Source organism: Streptomyces sp. cg35 (genome assembly GCF_050410835.1).
In the GTDB taxonomy this organism is placed as follows: Bacteria; Actinomycetota; Actinomycetes; order Streptomycetales; family Streptomycetaceae; genus Streptomyces.
Window position 1 is genome coordinate 245,142 of record NZ_CP191268.1, and the last position, 14,713, is coordinate 259,854.

Sequence of the window (14,713 nt, forward strand, 5' to 3'; positions counted from 1 at the left end):
TGCCCCTGCCCGGGTCAGGGCTTAGGTCCCCTCCCTCTTAGACGCCTGGCGTCGCCGCCTCCACCGCGGCCTGTGTGCGCGGACCGTAGACACCCAGCGTCTCGTCGATGTCCCGGGCCTGCTGGAAGCGCGCCACGGCCGAGGCGACGTCCACGCTGTAGTAACCGTCGACCGGGCCTTCGTACAGCCGCATCTGTCGCAGCCTCTCCTGCACGTCGACCACACCGCTTCCGCGACTGCCCGCACGCAGTGGCCGGTGATCGTCATGGGCGGTCCCACCGTCGTCAGCGGCCGTCGGCGAGGACGCCCCCGGCGCGGGGGCCCGCTGGGAGCCGGAACCGGCCGGCGACGAAGACGGCCCGCGGCGGGAGGAGGGATCCTGCGGCTCAGTGGCCGGCGGCGAGGCGTTCTGCCAGGCCGGCGTAATGGCAGGCCCGGCGCCGGCGCCCGTCGTCTGCCCGGTCTCCTTCTGTCCTGGGACAACTGTCGTCCAGAGGCCTGCGGCCACCAACGCGGTCAGGCCCGCGAGGCCCACCACGACGGCAGCGGCCCTGGCGCCGGGCGGGACGCGTCGCTTCATACGTCTGGGTACGGCGTCTTCGTTGAGCGGGGACTTCACACCCCGGACCCTAGATCCCCACAGCCCGGCCACTGCCCCGCTGCACCCGTCACCCGGCAGATTTCGAACAGACCCACAATCAGAGGACCACCGCCTCCCGGCACATCGCACGGGGCGGCACCGGGGCAGCTCTGGTGCGGGTCTCCGAGCCTGCTGCGCCTGCACGTCCGTATCCGGGCAGAGGTCGACTGCGTCACGCAACCCCGGGTACCGGGTCTAACCAAGTGACGGTGCCGTACGCGTGATGCGTCGTGCGAGCGGCACAGGAGACGACGAGTACGGGAGATGTTCGCGATGGCTGATGTGCACGGTGAGCTTCCTCGTCGGCGGCCGGGGCGCGCGCTGGGGTGCTTCGGCGAGACCCTCGACGTCACTCCGAGCAGGCGCGGGATTCCGTTGGCCGCCGGGATGACCTGGTCCGATCAGGCGCCGACGCACCGGCGCCCGAGAGTGACGCGTTCGGCTCAGGTCGGTCAGGTGTGGGTGATCGGTCTCGCCGGCCGAGCGGACGCGCGCGCCGCCGTGGAAGTGACGAAGCGGGTCGAGGCGCTGAACCATGAGGCTCCTGTGGCCTTCGACCTGTCTCCCGTCACCCATGTGCAGGCGGCGTTCCTGTGTTTCCTGCGCAAGGTGTCCACGGGCCGGCAGGTGCGGGTGATCTCGCCGTCCGCGCGTGTCAGGGAGCAGCTCGTCCCGTTGGTCGAGCAGCGGGACACGGCGCTGAAGATCGTGGCCGACGAGGCGGCCGCCCAGCCGGAGTTGATGTGAGCTGCCCGATTACGTGTCCGGGTGCGGGCCGGGTGTTCGCGTACGGCCGCCGCCAGTTGGGCGGTGGCCGTACGCAGGAGCCGGGCAAGATCGTCAAGGAGTACGGGCGGCGCTGATCCGGAGCCGAGTGGCGAGGTCGCGGTCGGTGTCGGCCTCCGGTCCGGCGCGACGGGCCCGGTCCAGTAACCAGCGGGGCGAAGAGGTGCGCCGCAGGCGGTGGTGGGGCGGGACGCCGGGATCGCTCATTCAGGGCTCTGGGGTGTCTCTTCGGATGCGGCGAGTTCGGCCGAGAACTGGGCGCCGGTGAGCAGCGCCAGGTTGGACAGCCACAGCCAGATCAGGAACACCACGATGCCGGCGACGGAACCGTACAGGCGGCTGTACGTGCTGATCATGGATGTGTAGAGCGCGAAACCGCCCGTCACGATCAGCCACAGCACCGCGGCCAGGATGCCGCCCGGCAGACTGCGGTGTTGTACGCGGGCCGCCGCGGGCCCGTTGCGGAACACCGTGGACACCAGCAGGACGATCAGGGCGAGCAGCAGCGGCCAGCGGGCGACCGACCAGGCGATGGCCACGGTCGCGTCCAGGTGCAGAGCCCGGCCGACGCCTTCGGCGACCGGCCGACTGAGCACGAGCACCAGAGCGGTCAGGACGAGAAGGGCCAGCAGGGCGAACGCGGTCAGGATGGTGTGGTGGGCCCTCGACAGGGGGGTGCGCCGGTCGGCGGTGCGGTGCATACGGTGCAGGGCACGCCGGAAGACGGCCAGGTAGCTGCAGGCCGACCAGACCGCGCTGACCAGGCCGGTGCCGATGATGGTCCAGGCGCCGGCGTTCTCCCGGATCATGCGGGTGAGCAGTTCGTGGAGTTGGTTGCCCGCCTGTCCGGGCGCGTACGCGGTCACATGCTCGATCAGGGACTGCGCGGTGTCGGGGCTGACGAGGCCGAACGTCGCCACCATCACCAGCAGCCCCGGCAGGACGGCCAGGGTCGCGTAGTAGGTGAGGGCAGCGGCGTAGTCGGTGATGTCGTCGTTCCACAGCGACACCGGTGTACGGAACAGGGCGTGCCGCAGGTCGCGCGGTGCGGGCGCGATGCGTTCGACGGCGGATGCCCGGGTGGGCAGCTGGGTGGGTTCAGTGGACATGAGGTGTGCGGTGGTGTGTGCCGCGCAGGCGGACTTGGACGGTGACGGGACGGGGTGCGGCCGCGGTCCGGGCCTCATCGACAACGGTGTTGAGCGCGCCGAGCACGCTGCTGGGTGTGATGCCGGGCTCCAGCCAGACATGTTGCTGTACGTGCAGGCGGCGTCGGCGGCGGGCGATGCGCACGTGGCAGCGGGCCACTCCGTCGACCGACTGTGTCCGCAGGCGGATCGCGTCTTCCAGGCCGGAGCCTCGAACATGGCTGCCCGGAGCGGCCAGGGTCAGGCGAGCGGGGCGCCGGACGGTCACTTGGGACAGGAAACAGACGATCAGAGCGACGGCAGCCAGGATGCCGACCGCCATGACGGTCGGCGTCCACCAGGCGTGGGTGCGCAGTTCGGCCAGACCGTCACGATCGAGCAGGACACTGTCCGCGGGCGGTGCCGGCCGGCCCGCAGGCAGGTGTGCGGCCCATCGCTCGTCGAAGGAGGCCAGCCACACGCCCGCGCACAGCACGATGAGTGCGACGGTGCCCAGGGTCAGCCGGTTGGCGGTGGTGCGTGGTCGCGACATCATGCGTCCCCCTCGCCGGTCGTCAGTGTTGCGTGGTGCGGTTCGGGGTTCTGCCCGGCGTCTGCTGCAGGTGCTTGCCACGTGTCGGCGGGGCGGAGGACCAGGCGCAGTCGCAAGGGGCGTCGTAGACCACAGGAATCCAGTACGTCGGTGGCGGTCCGACGGGCCTCGGCCCGGGCCGATGCGCAGTCCCCGAAGGCGACTTCACCGCGTACCTTGACGGTCCGTCGGCCGCAGCGGACCTTGATGTCCTGCGTTCCGGGTACATCGGCCACCGCGTCGCGGAGCAGTGCGGCGACGGCCGGTCGGTCGATCGCGGCGCTCCATCCCTCCCCCGCGGTGCCGAGTGTCAACTGACGGCGTCGGCCAGGCGTGACGACCATGAAGAGCAGCCATGCGCCGACCAGCGCGGCGCCGACTCCGGCGAGCGTGACGGTGGGATCACCGGGACCGTGACCGGCCAGCCAGGTCACGGCGGAGCGTCGCCATGCCCAGGGCTGTGCACCGGCTGCATGCACACGGAAGACGTCGACCGTGCACACGACCGCGGCCGCCGCGGCCAGTCCCGACAGCACGCCCATCGGCCGACGGCGCTGGGACCACCAGCGGCGCGGCGGCCGAACCGCCGGCCCGGCAACGGCCTCGGCGTCGGCGGGCGGCGACGGCGGCGCGGCGTCCGGCGCCAGACGGGACACGACCACGCGGACCGTGGGGACCTGCAGACCCGTGAGGGCGCGCGTGCGGGAGGTCACGTGTTCCTGCACCCTGCGCGCGTCGGTCGACAGGTGCGTGGGATACGGCAGAGCGACCTGCACGCCGACGGATGCCCGTCGTCCCGCGACCGTGGCCGAAGCGCTCACGTCACGCGCGGCCACGGTGACGGCCTCCCGGGCAGCGCCCTGGGCGACCTTGCGCACGGCTCTGTCGGACAGGACGGTGGTGCCCCGCAGCGCGGGGGCGGGGGCGGTCACCGCCGGCTCCGCGAGAACATGTTCGGGACGTCCTCGATCCGTCCGCCGCCGTCCAGCCAGTAGCCGACCGCGTAGCCGATGGCGCCGAGAGCGGCGACGAGCAGGAACGCTCCGAATCCCCCGAAGTAGCCGGCGAAAGCCAGCGCCATTCCCGCCAGCATTCCTTGAAACGCCCTGCTCACCCGCGTGCCTCCACTCGTGTGCCCCCGCGACGGGGCGGCTGCTGATCGTGTCCGCGTCGGGCGCGGCTGCCCTGGTGACGTCTACTCGACGCGGGAGTCGACGGTGGCGGGGGCGTCGTCGTCGCCCGGCAGGTGGACGTCGTTGACGGTGACGTTGACCTCCACGACCTCCAGACCGCTGATCCGCTCGACCGCGAGGACGACGTTCTCCCGCACGTCCGAGGTCACGTCCATGATCGGCACGCCGTACTCTACGACCAGGTCGATGTCGATGGCGGTCTGCCGCTCGCCCACCTCGACCTTCACGCCGCGGCCCACGTTGGCCCGCCCGCCCGGAATGCGCTCGCGCACGGCGCCGATCGTGCGCGACAGGCCGCCGCCCATCGCGTGGACACCCGGGATCTCCCGCGCGGCCATACCCGCGATCTTGACCACGACCACATCGGCGATCGCCGTCTTGCCCCGCGTGGACGCCGGCTCGTCCACTCCCGAACGTCCCGTGCCCACCTCGGTCGTGGCCTCGGAAAGCTTGGCCACCTTCGGCGTAAGAGTCTTCTGCTGAGGAGCCGCAACCTGCTGCGTCGCCATGTCCACATCTCCTTGCTGTATTGACGTTCTGTGTGCTTGGACCCCGCCCGTGGACAGTTGTGACGCACCAGATCCAGAAACTTTCCCGGCACCCGCCACCGAGCCCCGCCACGCACTTGGAGACGAGTTCCCCGACGGGCCTCTATGGGCCGTCTACCCCGATCCGGGGCCTGCCCACGCGATCTTGTGGGGGCGCTGACCGGCGGTGCGGCGTTCGTCGATGGCCCTCATCACACGCACAGGTGACGCCATGATGGGATGACCGGATGCCGAGACCCACGCCGCTCCGCCCGGCCCTCGCCGCGACCGCCCCCTTCTTGTCAGCTCTCGCCGCGAGCGCATTGCTGCTCACCGCCTGCGGGACGGAGCGCCCTGGCGGCGCCGGCCACAGCGGCGCCGAAGCGGACGCGACACCGTCGCGCACGCAGGTCGACGATCCGGGCAAGGACGGCGTACGGATCACCTCGCTGACCCTCCCGTCGGCCTCCCCCACTCCCTCCCGCAGCACCTCTGTCACCGCCGACAGTCTCTCCACGGGCCCGACGGCCACTGCCGCCTACGAGGTCACCAACAAGGGCGCGAAGAGCCTGACTTATACGGTCGTCATCAGCTTCTTGAGCGGCGACGGCGGGGCCGTGACCAGCCAGACCGCGACCGTGCGGGATGTCGGTCCCGGGCGGACCGTGCGCGGCACGGTCCGCGCCGAGGCACTGCCGTCCGTCGCGCCGCGGGTGACGGGGGCCAAGGTCCTCACCGTGACGAAGGTCCCCTCGGACGAGGCACCGGCCGAGCCGGGCACCTGCCCGGCCTCCGGGATCCGCGTCAGCGCCGACCAGGGCGACGCGGCCATGGGGCTGCGCGTCGTGGGCCTGCACCTCGACAACTGCGGCACGCGCGACTACACCGTCGAGGGCTACCCCCAACTGGAGCTCCTGGACACCGACTTCGAGCCCGTCGACGGCATCAGGATCCTCGACGGCAGCGGCGAGATCTCCACCGGCACCGGGCCCGACGGACCGCCCCAGTCCGTCACGCTCAAGCCCGGCGAGTCGGCGACCGCCGGCCTGGTGTGGCGCAACACCACCCAGTCCGGTACTCCGGTGAACGTGCCCTACGTACGGGTCCGGGCGAAGGCCGGAGCCGACCCGGTGACGGTGACCCCGAACCTCGACCTGGGAACCACTGGAAAGCTGGGCGTCAATCCTTGGGCGAAGGCGGAGCGCTAGCACGCGGGCCGGCGAGGAACAGTCGCCGTTCCGCTCGGCCGACCGAGGTGACGACGACGGACATCGCGTCCCCGACCCGCACCGCATCCGACGGCGATCCCACGGGCGCCGAAGCGAACTCCTGTAGGGGGACCAGTCCCTCGACGGCCGTCACATGGGTGCGGGCTCTAATCGACTCGCACCACATACTTGCCGCGCACCCCGCCCGCCTCCAAGGCCCGGTGAGCGTCCGCCACCTCGTCGAGCGAGAACACCCGGTCCACGTAAGGCCGCAGCTCACCCGAGGTCACGTGCCGCGCCAAAATGTCGAACAACGCCCGCTTGGGGTTGCCGCTGAAGAAACGCACCCGGCCGCGTCCGTACACCGTGCTCGCGGCGATGAAACCGAGGGAGGCGATGGGGCGGCTGAGGTCGAAGGCGATCGTGACCATGCGGCCACCGGGCTTCAGCAATCTGCGGTAGGCCGAAAGGTCGGTGCCCGCGGTGTCGAGCACCATGTCGAAGCGCCCCAACTCCCTCGGCTGAACCCGGTGATGGTCCACGACGTCGTCGGCGCCGAGGGAGCGGACGAAGTCGAGGTTGGTCTCCCGCGCCAGGGCGGTGACATGAGCGCCCCGCGCCTTGGCCAGTTGGACCGCGACATTTCCTACGCCGCCGGCGGCGCCCCGGACGAGCAGGCGCTCGCCGGGCTGCAGCGCTCCCTTGTCCCGAAGCGCGGTGACGGCGGTGGTGCCCACCGGGAGCGCCGCGGCCTCCACCAGGTCCAGGTCATCGGGAACCAGTCCGAGGCGCTCGGGTCGTACGACCACGTACTCCGCGGCACTGCCGAATCCAGAGGTCCGGCCCATGACGCCCCACACGCGGTCGCCCGGCGCGACGCCCGTCACCCCCGCGCCGAGCGCGGCGATCTCGCCCGTGAAGTCGAGCCCCGTCCGCTGCGGGAACCTGCGTCCGGTGACGAAGCGCACCCGGCCCGATCGGGCTGCCAGCTCACCGCCGTTCACGCTGAACGCGCGTACCCGGACCAGTACCTCGCCGGGGCCCGGCGCCGGGCGGGTGATGTCACCCACACGCAAGACGTCCGGGCCTCCGTACCGGTCGTACAGCACCGCCTTCATCGTCGGCTCCATCGCTCCCGCCTCCCTTGCTCTGCCCAGCCGGCGGGCCCACCCCGGCGGCTGTTTGCGCAGCGTAGGGTGACAAACGGACGACATCGTCCGGTTACGGCGGAGGTGAGAGACAGTGACCGCGCATTCCTCTCGGATCGAGGGCGACGCCTCGGCGAGCGACGCTCCGCAGGGCGGTCAGGGGCTGCGGCTGGACGCGCGTCGAAACCGGCGCAGGATCCTCACGGCCGCCCGCGAGGTGTTCGCCGAGCGGGGCATCGACGCGGCCATGTCGGCCGTCGCCCGTCGTGCCGGAGTCGGGGTCGCCACGCTCTACCGTCACTTCCCGACCCGCGACGACCTGGTCCAGGAGGCTTTCGCCGAGCAGATGACGGCGTGCGCGGGCGTCCTCACCCGGGCGGTCGCCGATGCGGATCCCTGGCGGGGCTTCAGCCTGCTGGTGGAGGAACTCTGCCGGCTGCAGCGTGAGGAGCGGGGTTTCCCGGAGGCATTCCTCGCCGCGTTTCCGGGCCAGGCCCAGAAGCACTCCGAGGCGAGGACTGCGGCGGAGCGCCACCTCACCGGTCTCATCCGCAGAGCTCAGGCCGCCGGGGCCCTGCGCCCCGATTTCGCCCCGTCCGACCTGATCGTCGCGCTGGTCGCGCACGGTGGCCTGGTGACCGCCCTCCCCGAGGACGACGCGGCGTCAAGGCGTCTGGTGGCCTACCTTCTTGACGCCTTCCGTGCGACGCCTCGCCACACGGCACTCCCCGCAGCCAGCGAACTGGCTCTGTCCGCGCTGCCCAGCACCGCTACGGCCCGTCGGCCGCATCCCCCTCATCCGCCGGTGGCTGCCAGCCGGTCTCGCCGCAGTCCGTGACCCGCGCCGGGCCCGTCGCGGCCGGGCTCACTTGCCGGAGCCCGTGTGGTAGCCGATCGGGTCGACGTACACGTCGGGAGCGTGCCCGCTGGAGGCGGGGACGGTGATGTTCAGGCCGTCGAGGTTCACGATCTCCGAGACGGTCTCGTTCGGCGGGGTCACGGAGAGCCTGGTGTACGTCTTGCCGGAACCGCTGGTGTCCGGGATGTACCGGAGCAGGAAGCGCCTCTCCTCTCGGGGCGCGATGGTGACGGTGGACGCCGAGGCGTCGGTGCGGGCGGCGTCCGGCCCGGTGTCACCCAGCCCGTCGGGGCCCACCAGTTGGACACCGGGGAAGCCGTGCATGCTGCACGTGGCCGAGCCGCCGTTCTTCAGGTTGACGACGATCTCGTTCTTGACTCCTGTGGAACCCGCGCTGAAGGCGAGGTCGTCGGTCTTGCACATCGATCCCGACGTCTTGGACTGGGTCCGGGCGGTGACCTTGCCGTCCGAACCGGAGTCTGCGGAGGAACCCGAAGAAGAATCCGAGGTCACGTCCTGGCTGCCGGCGGAGCTGTCGGCGGTGGCGGACGCGCTGGTGTCGGTGGCCGCACTCGCACCCTCATTGCCGCCGCAAGCGCTCAGCGACAGACCGGCGGCGGTGACGACGAGGGCGAGTGCGGAGATCTTCTTGACGCGCATCGGTACTCCTGGGAAGCGATGTCGCCTCGCTCGTTCGGCCCGAGCGGGGCGCTGTCGTTTCATAGGACACGTACTTTCCGGTGAGCCGTTGCGCCCGGAGTTCGATCAAGACGCCCCTGTGACAGGCGGGTCGACGGGCCGTTACGGAAGATCAGGGAAGCAGGACAGTCCGGGGGGATTCCACTCGAACCAACCATCGCGTCACCGCCGCCCGCATCCGCCGTTGCGCGGTCGTGGCCGAGTTCGCGCCCGGCCGAGGCGGCTCCGAGCCCCGTCATCGGGCCATCGGGCCATCGGGCCAGAAATTCCAGAAAAGTTCCGCCGATGATGTCGAGAACCCGCGTCCGGCTCCGTCCCCGGGGTGAGCGCGACCACAATGGGTCGCACCAGAACCGAGGAGAACACCATGGCCAAGTACTTGCTGCTGAAGCACTACCGCGGCGCCCCGGCTTCGGTCAACGACGCACCCATGGACCAGTGGACGCCGGAGGAGATCTCGGCTCACGTGCAGTACATGAACGACTTCGCGGCCCGGCTCGAGAAGAGCGGCGAGTTCGTCGACAGTCAGGCACTCGCCCCCGAGGGTGCCTGGGTCCGGTACGACGGTGAGGGACGCCCGCCGGTCACCGACGGGCCGTTCGCCGAGACCAAGGACCTCATCGCCGGCTGGATGATGATCGACGTGGACAGCTACGAGCGCGCCGTCGAGCTGGCGGGCGAGCTGTCGGCCGCCCCCGGCGCGGGCGGGAAGCCCATCCACGAGTGGCTGGAGGTCCGCCCGTTCCTGGGCGCGCACTCCACCACCGCGGAGTGACCTCCGGGTGACTCAGATGGACGAGGCCCTGCTCCGGAGCCTCACCCCGAGCGTGCTCGCTGTCCTCGTCCGCCGCGGAGCAGACTTCGCGGCGGCCGAGGACGCAGTGCAGGACGCGCTCGTCGAGGCGGTCCGGGTCTGGCCGGACGACCCGCCGCGGGACGCGAAGGGCTGGCTGATCACCGTGGCCTGGCGCCGGTTCCTCGACGCGGCCCGCGCCGATACGACCCGTCGGCGGCGTGAGGACCTGGTGGACGAGGAGCCGGCGCCCGGGCCCGCGTCCGACGTGGACGACACACTGCAGCTGTACTTCCTGTGCGCCCACCCGTCACTGACCCCGGCCTCCGCGGTCGCGCTCACCCTGCGCGCCGTCGGCGGCCTCACCACCCGTCAGATCGCCCAGGCCTACCTGGTGCCGGAAGCGACCATGGCGCAGCGCATCAGCCGGGCCAAACGCACTGTCTCCGGCGTGCGGTTCGATCAGGCCGGCGATGTCGCCACCGTGCTGCGCGTCCTCTACCTGGTCTTCAACGAGGGCTACTCCGGAGATGTCGACCTCGCCGCCGAGGCCATCCGCCTCACCCGGCAGCTCGCCGCGGCGATCGACCACCCCGAGGTGGCGGGGCTGCTCGCGCTCATGCTGCTCCACCACGCCCGGCGCCCCGGACGGACAGCGTCGGACGGCAGCCTGGTGCCGCTCGCCGAACAGGATCGCGGCCGGTGGGACACGACCGCGATCGCCGAGGGCGTTGCGATCCTTCAGGCCGCTCTCGCTCGCGACCGGCTCGGCGAGTTCCAGGCGCAGGCGGCCATCGCCGCCCTGCACGCGGATGCGCCCACCGCCGAGGAGACCGACTGGGTGCAGATCGTCGAGTGGTACGACGAGCTGGCCCGGCTGACCGACAGCCCGGTCGTCCGGCTCAACCGGGCGGTCGCCGTGGGCGAGGCGGACGGACCGCGCGCCGGGCTCGCGGCACTCGCGGCTCTGGACGACGACTCGCTCCCCCGCTACGTCGCGGTGGCGGCGTATCTCCACGAACGCGACGGCGACTTGGTGAAGGCGGCCCGGCTGTACGCCGACGCCGCCCACAAGGCTCCCAACCTCGCCGAACGCGACTATCTGACGCGGCAAGCCGCCCGGCTGAACGCAGGCAGGTCTCGCTGACGGCCCACTTCGCGGCGGAGCGAACGTCCCTGCGGCCTTGGTCGACGACAGTGACGGTGATGGTGATGGTCGCGGCCAACGAGATCTGCGAGGCGGCGAGCCCCCCGGCCTCAGCTGTCGGCCAGGCTTCGGTCCAGCAGGCCGAGCAACTCGTCCCAGTGGCGCTTCGTCCCGGAGGCGCTGAACGCGTCGGTGTCGGACATCGTGAAGCCGTGGACGGTGCCGGGGTAGGTCTCGGCGGTGAAGCGCACGCCTGCGGCCTCCAGGGCCCGGTCGAGTTCGCTCATGGCCTCGGACGACATGTCGTTCCCCGACAGGCCGAGATGGACCTCGGCGGTCAGCTCTGGGATGAAGCGGTGCGGGCTGTCGGGCGCGTCGGTGACCAGGAAGCCGGGGTGGAAACCGGCGACGGCGGCGACCCGGTCGGGGTGGGCCGTCGCCGTGCGCAGCGCCAGGGCGCCACCGATGCAGTAGCCGACCGTGGCGACCGGTCCTGCGCCGGCCTCGGGCCGGGTGGTGAGGAAATCGAGGTAGGCAGTGGCGTCGCGCAGGATGCGTTCGGTGGTGTGCTCCTGGACCAGGGGCATCAACCGGCCGATGACCGCAGGCCGGACGTCTTCTCCGATGTGCTCGGGAAGCTCGACCACCGGTGCCGGGCCGTGCCGGTAGTAGAGGTTGGGGACGAGCACGTAGTAGCCGTGCCCGGCCAGTTCGCGGGCTCGCTCCGTGAGCTCGGGACGCATGCCGAAGGCGTCCGTGTACAGCAGCACCCCCGGGTGCCGCTCGCCGTCGTCGGGGAAGGCGGCGTAGGCGTCGGCCTGACCGTCAGGGGTGGGAATCAGCAATGTCTCGCTGGGAATGGCGGGCTTCCTTCCTGTAGTTCGCGGATCAGCGTTAGTGGGACTAACGCTGATCGGCGCGAGCGACCGTACAGCGTTAGTCCCACTAACACAATGCGTAGGATGAGCGTCATGAGCAGAGCCGAAGCTACGGAGATGCCCGAGGACGACGCCCCCAAGGCGCCCGACAGGCTGCGTCGACGGGCGAGTCGGCTGCTGTCGCAGTTGACCACGCGGTCGGACCGGCTGGTCAACGAAGGGCTGGCCCGGGTGGACGCCCGCAAGTGGCACTACGCCGTGCTCGCCTCATTGCAGGATTTCGGTCCTTGCAGCCAGGCGACGTTGAGTCGTCGCACCGGTATCTACCGCAGTGACATGGTCGGCGTGCTCAACGAACTGGCCGAGCGCGACCTCGTCGAGCGGGCGCCGGACCCCGACGACCAGCGCCGCAACATCATCACGATCTCCGGCCCGGGCCGTCGTCGCCTACGCCGTCTCGACGGAGTCCTGGACGACCTTCACGACGAACTGCTCGCGCCGCTGAGCCCCGCCGAACGTGACCAGTTCGTGCGGTTGCTCTCCCGCTTGCTGGACCACCACACCGGCGCTTCCTGACTCCTCGTAGCCGCTACGCGACCTTGAAGGCACGACTGACGCAGGCCCTCGTGACGGCCGCCTGCCCTCACCGGCTCCGCTGATGACAGGCGGTCGACAACGACGGGTCCATGCCGATCTGATCGCCCCACTGACACACGGTGCGCAGGTCGTAGGTGGAACGGGGCTGCGGTCGCGGGGCCTGGTGGTGGCGCGGCGGGGCCGGACGGTGCTCGGGGGTCTGATGGCGCACCGGCGGCCGGGCGGCGGGCCGGTGCCTGCGAGGCGCGGTCGGCGCAGTGCGGTGCCGGGCAGCCGGACGGCGTACGGAGTGCTCGGCCACGTGCCGATCCGGCCGTGCTGCGGGTTCGTGGAACTTCGCCGCGCGCTTCGACTTCTTCGGCTTGTCGGACTTCTTCGACTTCTTCTGATGTTGCTGACGCTGCTCCTTCGACTTGCCCGTGGACGTGTCCGCGAGGGCCTCGCGGGCTGCCGGTTGGCGCGGGGTCCATGACGTGACGGGTCGCACGGGGGCGGGCTCTCCTCCCTGCTCGGGCGCGAACCGGCCGACCCGCCGGGGCGGGTTGGCGTCGTCCGGGCCCACGGTGGTGCATCCGGTCGCGAGCACGGCTGCGGCAAGCAGGGCGAACAGGAGTGGGCGGCGCATCCGCTCACTGTGCCCGTCGGGGCAGTGCGCGTGAGGGCGGCGCGCTCGGCGTTCATCGCCACGGGTGACGACGGAGGCCGGGGCGCGGCCGAACCTCAGCGGCGGGGTCGCTCCGGAGACCGAGAAGTGACGCCGAACCTCAATTCCTCGCTGGTGACTGGCTCGCCCGCCATTCCGGCGCATCCGGGGTGTCCTGGAATTCCAGGAGATGCTGTCCGGCCAGTCGGGCCAGCGCGTCGCGCACCTCGGCCGGGGTGGCGTAGAAGAACTCGCGGCGCAGATTGACCCGGTTGACGCGCTGGGCCTCGAATTCTTGGTGCAGGTGGCGTTCCAGGCCGACAGCGTCCTCGCTGAAGACGAGGGCGTGGACGTCGAAGCGGAACGGCACGGAGGCGTCGCCCAGTTCGTTCACGCGGTCCATGGGGTCCAGGCGACGGGTCATGCCGATCTTGATCATGCGTTCGCCGAAGGCTCCGATGTTGGAGATGACGTAGACGTAGCCGGCCCGGATGTTGGCTTCCCGGGCGTCGACTGCCGCCATGTCGGCGTCCAGTTCGGCGAGTTTGCCTTCGAGTTCCGCGATAGCAGCCGCGTCGGCGGTGCCCGCGCGCAGCCGCCGCAGAGCGCTCTCGTAGTGGCGGCGTTCCTTGTCGAGGCGCTGGCGCTCGCGCTCGATCTCCCGCTGGAGACGCTCCTCCTCGCGCTGACGCTCGCGCAGTTCGCGCTGTTCTTCCTTCTCGGCTTCCTTCTTGGCCAGGTAGTCGGCGGTGAGTTCGAGTTCTTGTACGCGCAGCCGGTGGTAGTCGTCGCTGATCTGGATCTGCATGGTGGTGCCGAGCCGGGCGATGGTGTCCCGGGTCTTGGTCAGCCGGTCGACGAGGGAGCCGAGGCGGTGGGGCTTCATGCCGCGCACCGCGTTGTCCGCCTCGGCGTTGTAGGCGCGGAGCATGAGCTTGGAGAAGTCCCGGACCATCTTGCGGCCCTTGGCCGCCGAACCGTCGACCATCCAGTTCTGGTTGCCCAGGACGGCACGGTCGTTCCGTGCGAGCTGCTGGTAGCGGGACTTGAGATCGTCGAGGCGGGCTTTGTAGGCGAGCGCGTCGGCCAGCGGGTGCCGATAGGTGTAGATGCCGGCCTCTTGCAGCATCCGGGTCTCTTCGGTCTGCACCAGCGCATGCTGTGCGGCGGCGACCTGCTGCTCGGCCTGACGTGCCTGCTGGGCCAGGGTGTCGGCCTGGCGACGCACGTCGATCAGCGACTGGGCTGCCCGCTCGGCGGCGTGCTCGGCCTTGGCGTCCAGCAGGGCGTCGATCCGGGCCATTTCCTGGACCTTCTCGTCGTGCGCGCGCTGCAAGCGCTGCTGCTCGGCGACGAGTTGCGCGCTGTCGGCGCCCAGCAGGCCGGCCAGCTGCTGCGTCAGGTGCCGGTTGTCCTCTTCCAGTTGACCGGCCCGGGCGTCGGCGCGGGCCACCTCGTCCGAAAGGCGCGCGGCGTCCGCCTCGGCCTGCTTGCGGCGACGGCCGAACAGGCCGCCGGCGTTCGACGCACCGGTGTCTGTCGTGCCGTAAGGGGATGCGGCCGGGACGGGAGCGGGGGTCGCCTGGGCCTGCTCCGGGATCCACAGTTGCCAGCCCGGGGGTACGGGCCAGGACGGATCGGGCTGCCAGCCCGCCGGGGGCACCCAGCCCTGAGGCGGTACGGGCCAGGTGGGCGGCGGATTGAACCGGTAAGCCATGGTGGTGCGACTCCTGCGTGAGCAGCAAAGGCGTGAGCACACTGCTCACACCTCTTCATTACATCTCATCCACAACTTACGTACATCAGTTTCTCGCCAGACTCGTCAGCCCCACCGCGGCCTATCGGCCCCTCCCGAACGGGGCCTACGGGTGCATGG

General features: G+C 70.9%; 18 protein-coding genes. 6 read left to right on the forward strand and 12 right to left on the reverse strand.

The window, feature by feature from the left end:
• Positions 1 to 37 precede the first annotated feature (37 nt).
• Positions 38 to 580 (reverse strand): peptidoglycan-binding domain-containing protein, encoded by a 543-nt coding sequence (locus ACQUQD_RS01245; protein ID WP_428950007.1) that lies wholly within the window; start codon positions 578 to 580, stop codon positions 38 to 40.
• A gap of 333 nt (positions 581 to 913) precedes the next feature.
• On the opposite strand from ACQUQD_RS01245, the gene ACQUQD_RS01250 reads away from it, so the two are divergent.
• A complete protein-coding gene (locus ACQUQD_RS01250; protein ID WP_428950008.1) occupies positions 914 to 1,387 on the forward strand; it encodes a hypothetical protein in 474 nt (157 codons plus the stop codon).
• Positions 1,388 to 1,629: 242 nt separating this feature from the next.
• On the opposite strand, the gene ACQUQD_RS01255 is transcribed toward ACQUQD_RS01250, so the two are convergent.
• The 5 genes from ACQUQD_RS01255 to ACQUQD_RS01275 form a co-directional block, all read right to left on the reverse strand.
• Positions 1,630 to 2,535: a YihY/virulence factor BrkB family protein gene (locus tag ACQUQD_RS01255; protein ID WP_428950009.1), complete on the reverse strand. Its 906-nt coding sequence runs from the start codon at positions 2,533 to 2,535 to the stop codon at positions 1,630 to 1,632.
• Complete coding sequence (locus ACQUQD_RS01260) at positions 2,525 to 3,109, reverse strand: hypothetical protein (protein ID WP_428950010.1); 585 nt, start codon at positions 3,107 to 3,109, stop codon at positions 2,525 to 2,527. The genes ACQUQD_RS01255 and ACQUQD_RS01260 overlap by 11 nt, the downstream gene beginning before the upstream one ends.
• A complete protein-coding gene (locus ACQUQD_RS01265) occupies positions 3,106 to 4,077 on the reverse strand; it encodes a DUF6286 domain-containing Asp23/Gls24 family envelope stress response protein (protein ID WP_428950011.1) in 972 nt (323 codons plus the stop codon). Before ACQUQD_RS01265 ends, ACQUQD_RS01260 begins: the two co-directional genes overlap by 4 nt.
• A complete protein-coding gene (locus ACQUQD_RS01270; RefSeq protein WP_428957785.1) occupies positions 4,074 to 4,226 on the reverse strand; it encodes a hypothetical protein in 153 nt (50 codons plus the stop codon). The genes ACQUQD_RS01265 and ACQUQD_RS01270 overlap by 4 nt, the downstream gene beginning before the upstream one ends.
• 114 nt (positions 4,227 to 4,340) lie before the next feature.
• Positions 4,341 to 4,847, reverse strand: a complete 507-nt coding sequence (locus ACQUQD_RS01275; protein WP_428950012.1) for an Asp23/Gls24 family envelope stress response protein — start codon at positions 4,845 to 4,847, stop codon at positions 4,341 to 4,343.
• A 266-nt stretch (positions 4,848 to 5,113) separates the two neighbouring features.
• Between ACQUQD_RS01275 and ACQUQD_RS01280 the strand changes: the two genes are divergently transcribed.
• Positions 5,114 to 6,073, forward strand: coding sequence for a DUF4232 domain-containing protein (locus ACQUQD_RS01280; protein ID WP_428950013.1), 960 nt, complete (start codon positions 5,114 to 5,116; stop codon positions 6,071 to 6,073).
• On the opposite strand, the gene ACQUQD_RS01285 is transcribed toward ACQUQD_RS01280, so the two are convergent.
• Together ACQUQD_RS01285 and ACQUQD_RS01290 are read right to left on the reverse strand one after the other, a co-directional pair.
• Positions 6,045 to 6,260: a S1 RNA-binding domain-containing protein gene (locus ACQUQD_RS01285; protein ID WP_428950014.1), complete on the reverse strand. Its 216-nt coding sequence runs from the start codon at positions 6,258 to 6,260 to the stop codon at positions 6,045 to 6,047. The two genes, ACQUQD_RS01280 and ACQUQD_RS01285, sit on opposite strands and share 29 nt — an antisense overlap.
• Positions 6,241 to 7,203 (reverse strand): NAD(P)-dependent alcohol dehydrogenase, encoded by a 963-nt coding sequence (locus tag ACQUQD_RS01290; protein WP_428950015.1) that lies wholly within the window; start codon positions 7,201 to 7,203, stop codon positions 6,241 to 6,243. The genes ACQUQD_RS01285 and ACQUQD_RS01290 overlap by 20 nt, the downstream gene beginning before the upstream one ends.
• Positions 7,204 to 7,336: 133 nt before the next feature.
• Here ACQUQD_RS01290 and ACQUQD_RS01295 point away from each other — a divergent pair, with 133 nt between their 5' ends.
• Positions 7,337 to 8,059, forward strand: a complete 723-nt coding sequence (locus ACQUQD_RS01295) for a TetR/AcrR family transcriptional regulator (RefSeq protein WP_428957417.1) — start codon at positions 7,337 to 7,339, stop codon at positions 8,057 to 8,059.
• Positions 8,060 to 8,086: 27 nt separating this feature from the next.
• Here ACQUQD_RS01295 and ACQUQD_RS01300 read toward each other — a convergent pair whose 3' ends face one another.
• Positions 8,087 to 8,740, reverse strand: coding sequence for a DUF4232 domain-containing protein (locus tag ACQUQD_RS01300; protein ID WP_428950016.1), 654 nt, complete (start codon positions 8,738 to 8,740; stop codon positions 8,087 to 8,089).
• 406 nt (positions 8,741 to 9,146) lie between these two features.
• On the opposite strand from ACQUQD_RS01300, the gene ACQUQD_RS01305 reads away from it, so the two are divergent.
• A complete protein-coding gene (locus ACQUQD_RS01305) occupies positions 9,147 to 9,554 on the forward strand; it encodes a YciI family protein (RefSeq protein ID WP_428950017.1) in 408 nt (135 codons plus the stop codon).
• 16 nt (positions 9,555 to 9,570) lie between these two features.
• Positions 9,571 to 10,719, forward strand: a complete 1,149-nt coding sequence (locus ACQUQD_RS01310) for an RNA polymerase sigma factor (protein ID WP_428957418.1) — start codon at positions 9,571 to 9,573, stop codon at positions 10,717 to 10,719.
• 110 nt (positions 10,720 to 10,829) lie between these two features.
• Here the strand turns inward: ACQUQD_RS01310 and ACQUQD_RS01315 are convergent, their stop codons facing one another.
• Positions 10,830 to 11,579 carry a dienelactone hydrolase family protein gene (locus tag ACQUQD_RS01315; protein WP_428957419.1) on the reverse strand — a complete coding sequence of 250 codons (750 nt, stop codon included), beginning with the start codon at positions 11,577 to 11,579 and terminating at the stop codon, positions 10,830 to 10,832.
• Positions 11,580 to 11,690: 111 nt separating this feature from the next.
• Between ACQUQD_RS01315 and ACQUQD_RS01320 the strand changes: the two genes are divergently transcribed.
• Positions 11,691 to 12,173 carry a MarR family winged helix-turn-helix transcriptional regulator gene (locus tag ACQUQD_RS01320; protein ID WP_428950018.1) on the forward strand — a complete coding sequence of 161 codons (483 nt, stop codon included), beginning with the start codon at positions 11,691 to 11,693 and terminating at the stop codon, positions 12,171 to 12,173.
• Positions 12,174 to 12,240: 67 nt separating this feature from the next.
• Here the strand turns inward: ACQUQD_RS01320 and ACQUQD_RS01325 are convergent, their stop codons facing one another.
• Both ACQUQD_RS01325 and ACQUQD_RS01330 read right to left on the reverse strand, forming a co-directional pair.
• Positions 12,241 to 12,819 carry a hypothetical protein gene (locus ACQUQD_RS01325; protein WP_428950019.1) on the reverse strand — a complete coding sequence of 193 codons (579 nt, stop codon included), beginning with the start codon at positions 12,817 to 12,819 and terminating at the stop codon, positions 12,241 to 12,243.
• Positions 12,820 to 12,958: 139 nt separating this feature from the next.
• Complete coding sequence (locus ACQUQD_RS01330) at positions 12,959 to 14,554, reverse strand: DUF4041 domain-containing protein (RefSeq protein WP_428950020.1); 1,596 nt, start codon at positions 14,552 to 14,554, stop codon at positions 12,959 to 12,961.
• Positions 14,555 to 14,713 lie beyond the last annotated feature (159 nt).

Excerpts from the sequence above, each read along its gene's own strand:
- ACQUQD_RS01245 (WP_428950007.1), bottom strand. The coding sequence starts at position 580 with ATGAAGCGACGCGTCCCGCCCGGCGCCAGGGCCGCTGCCGTCGTGGTG.
- ACQUQD_RS01250 (WP_428950008.1), top strand. The coding sequence starts at position 914 with ATGGCTGATGTGCACGGTGAGCTTCCTCGTCGGCGGCCGGGGCGCGCG.
- ACQUQD_RS01255 (WP_428950009.1), bottom strand. The coding sequence starts at position 2,535 with ATGTCCACTGAACCCACCCAGCTGCCCACCCGGGCATCCGCCGTCGAA.
- ACQUQD_RS01260 (WP_428950010.1), bottom strand. The coding sequence starts at position 3,109 with ATGATGTCGCGACCACGCACCACCGCCAACCGGCTGACCCTGGGCACC.
- ACQUQD_RS01270 (WP_428957785.1), bottom strand. The coding sequence starts at position 4,226 with ATGGCGCTGGCTTTCGCCGGCTACTTCGGGGGATTCGGAGCGTTCCTG.
- ACQUQD_RS01275 (WP_428950012.1), bottom strand. The coding sequence starts at position 4,847 with ATGGCGACGCAGCAGGTTGCGGCTCCTCAGCAGAAGACTCTTACGCCG.
- ACQUQD_RS01280 (WP_428950013.1), top strand. The coding sequence starts at position 5,114 with ATGCCGAGACCCACGCCGCTCCGCCCGGCCCTCGCCGCGACCGCCCCC.
- ACQUQD_RS01285 (WP_428950014.1), bottom strand. The coding sequence starts at position 6,260 with ATGTGGTGCGAGTCGATTAGAGCCCGCACCCATGTGACGGCCGTCGAG.
- ACQUQD_RS01290 (WP_428950015.1), bottom strand. The coding sequence starts at position 7,203 with ATGGAGCCGACGATGAAGGCGGTGCTGTACGACCGGTACGGAGGCCCG.
- ACQUQD_RS01300 (WP_428950016.1), bottom strand. The coding sequence starts at position 8,740 with ATGCGCGTCAAGAAGATCTCCGCACTCGCCCTCGTCGTCACCGCCGCC.
- ACQUQD_RS01305 (WP_428950017.1), top strand. The coding sequence starts at position 9,147 with ATGGCCAAGTACTTGCTGCTGAAGCACTACCGCGGCGCCCCGGCTTCG.
- ACQUQD_RS01310 (WP_428957418.1), top strand. The coding sequence starts at position 9,571 with ATGGACGAGGCCCTGCTCCGGAGCCTCACCCCGAGCGTGCTCGCTGTC.
- ACQUQD_RS01320 (WP_428950018.1), top strand. The coding sequence starts at position 11,691 with ATGAGCAGAGCCGAAGCTACGGAGATGCCCGAGGACGACGCCCCCAAG.
- ACQUQD_RS01325 (WP_428950019.1), bottom strand. The coding sequence starts at position 12,819 with ATGCGCCGCCCACTCCTGTTCGCCCTGCTTGCCGCAGCCGTGCTCGCG.
- ACQUQD_RS01330 (WP_428950020.1), bottom strand. The coding sequence starts at position 14,554 with ATGGCTTACCGGTTCAATCCGCCGCCCACCTGGCCCGTACCGCCTCAG.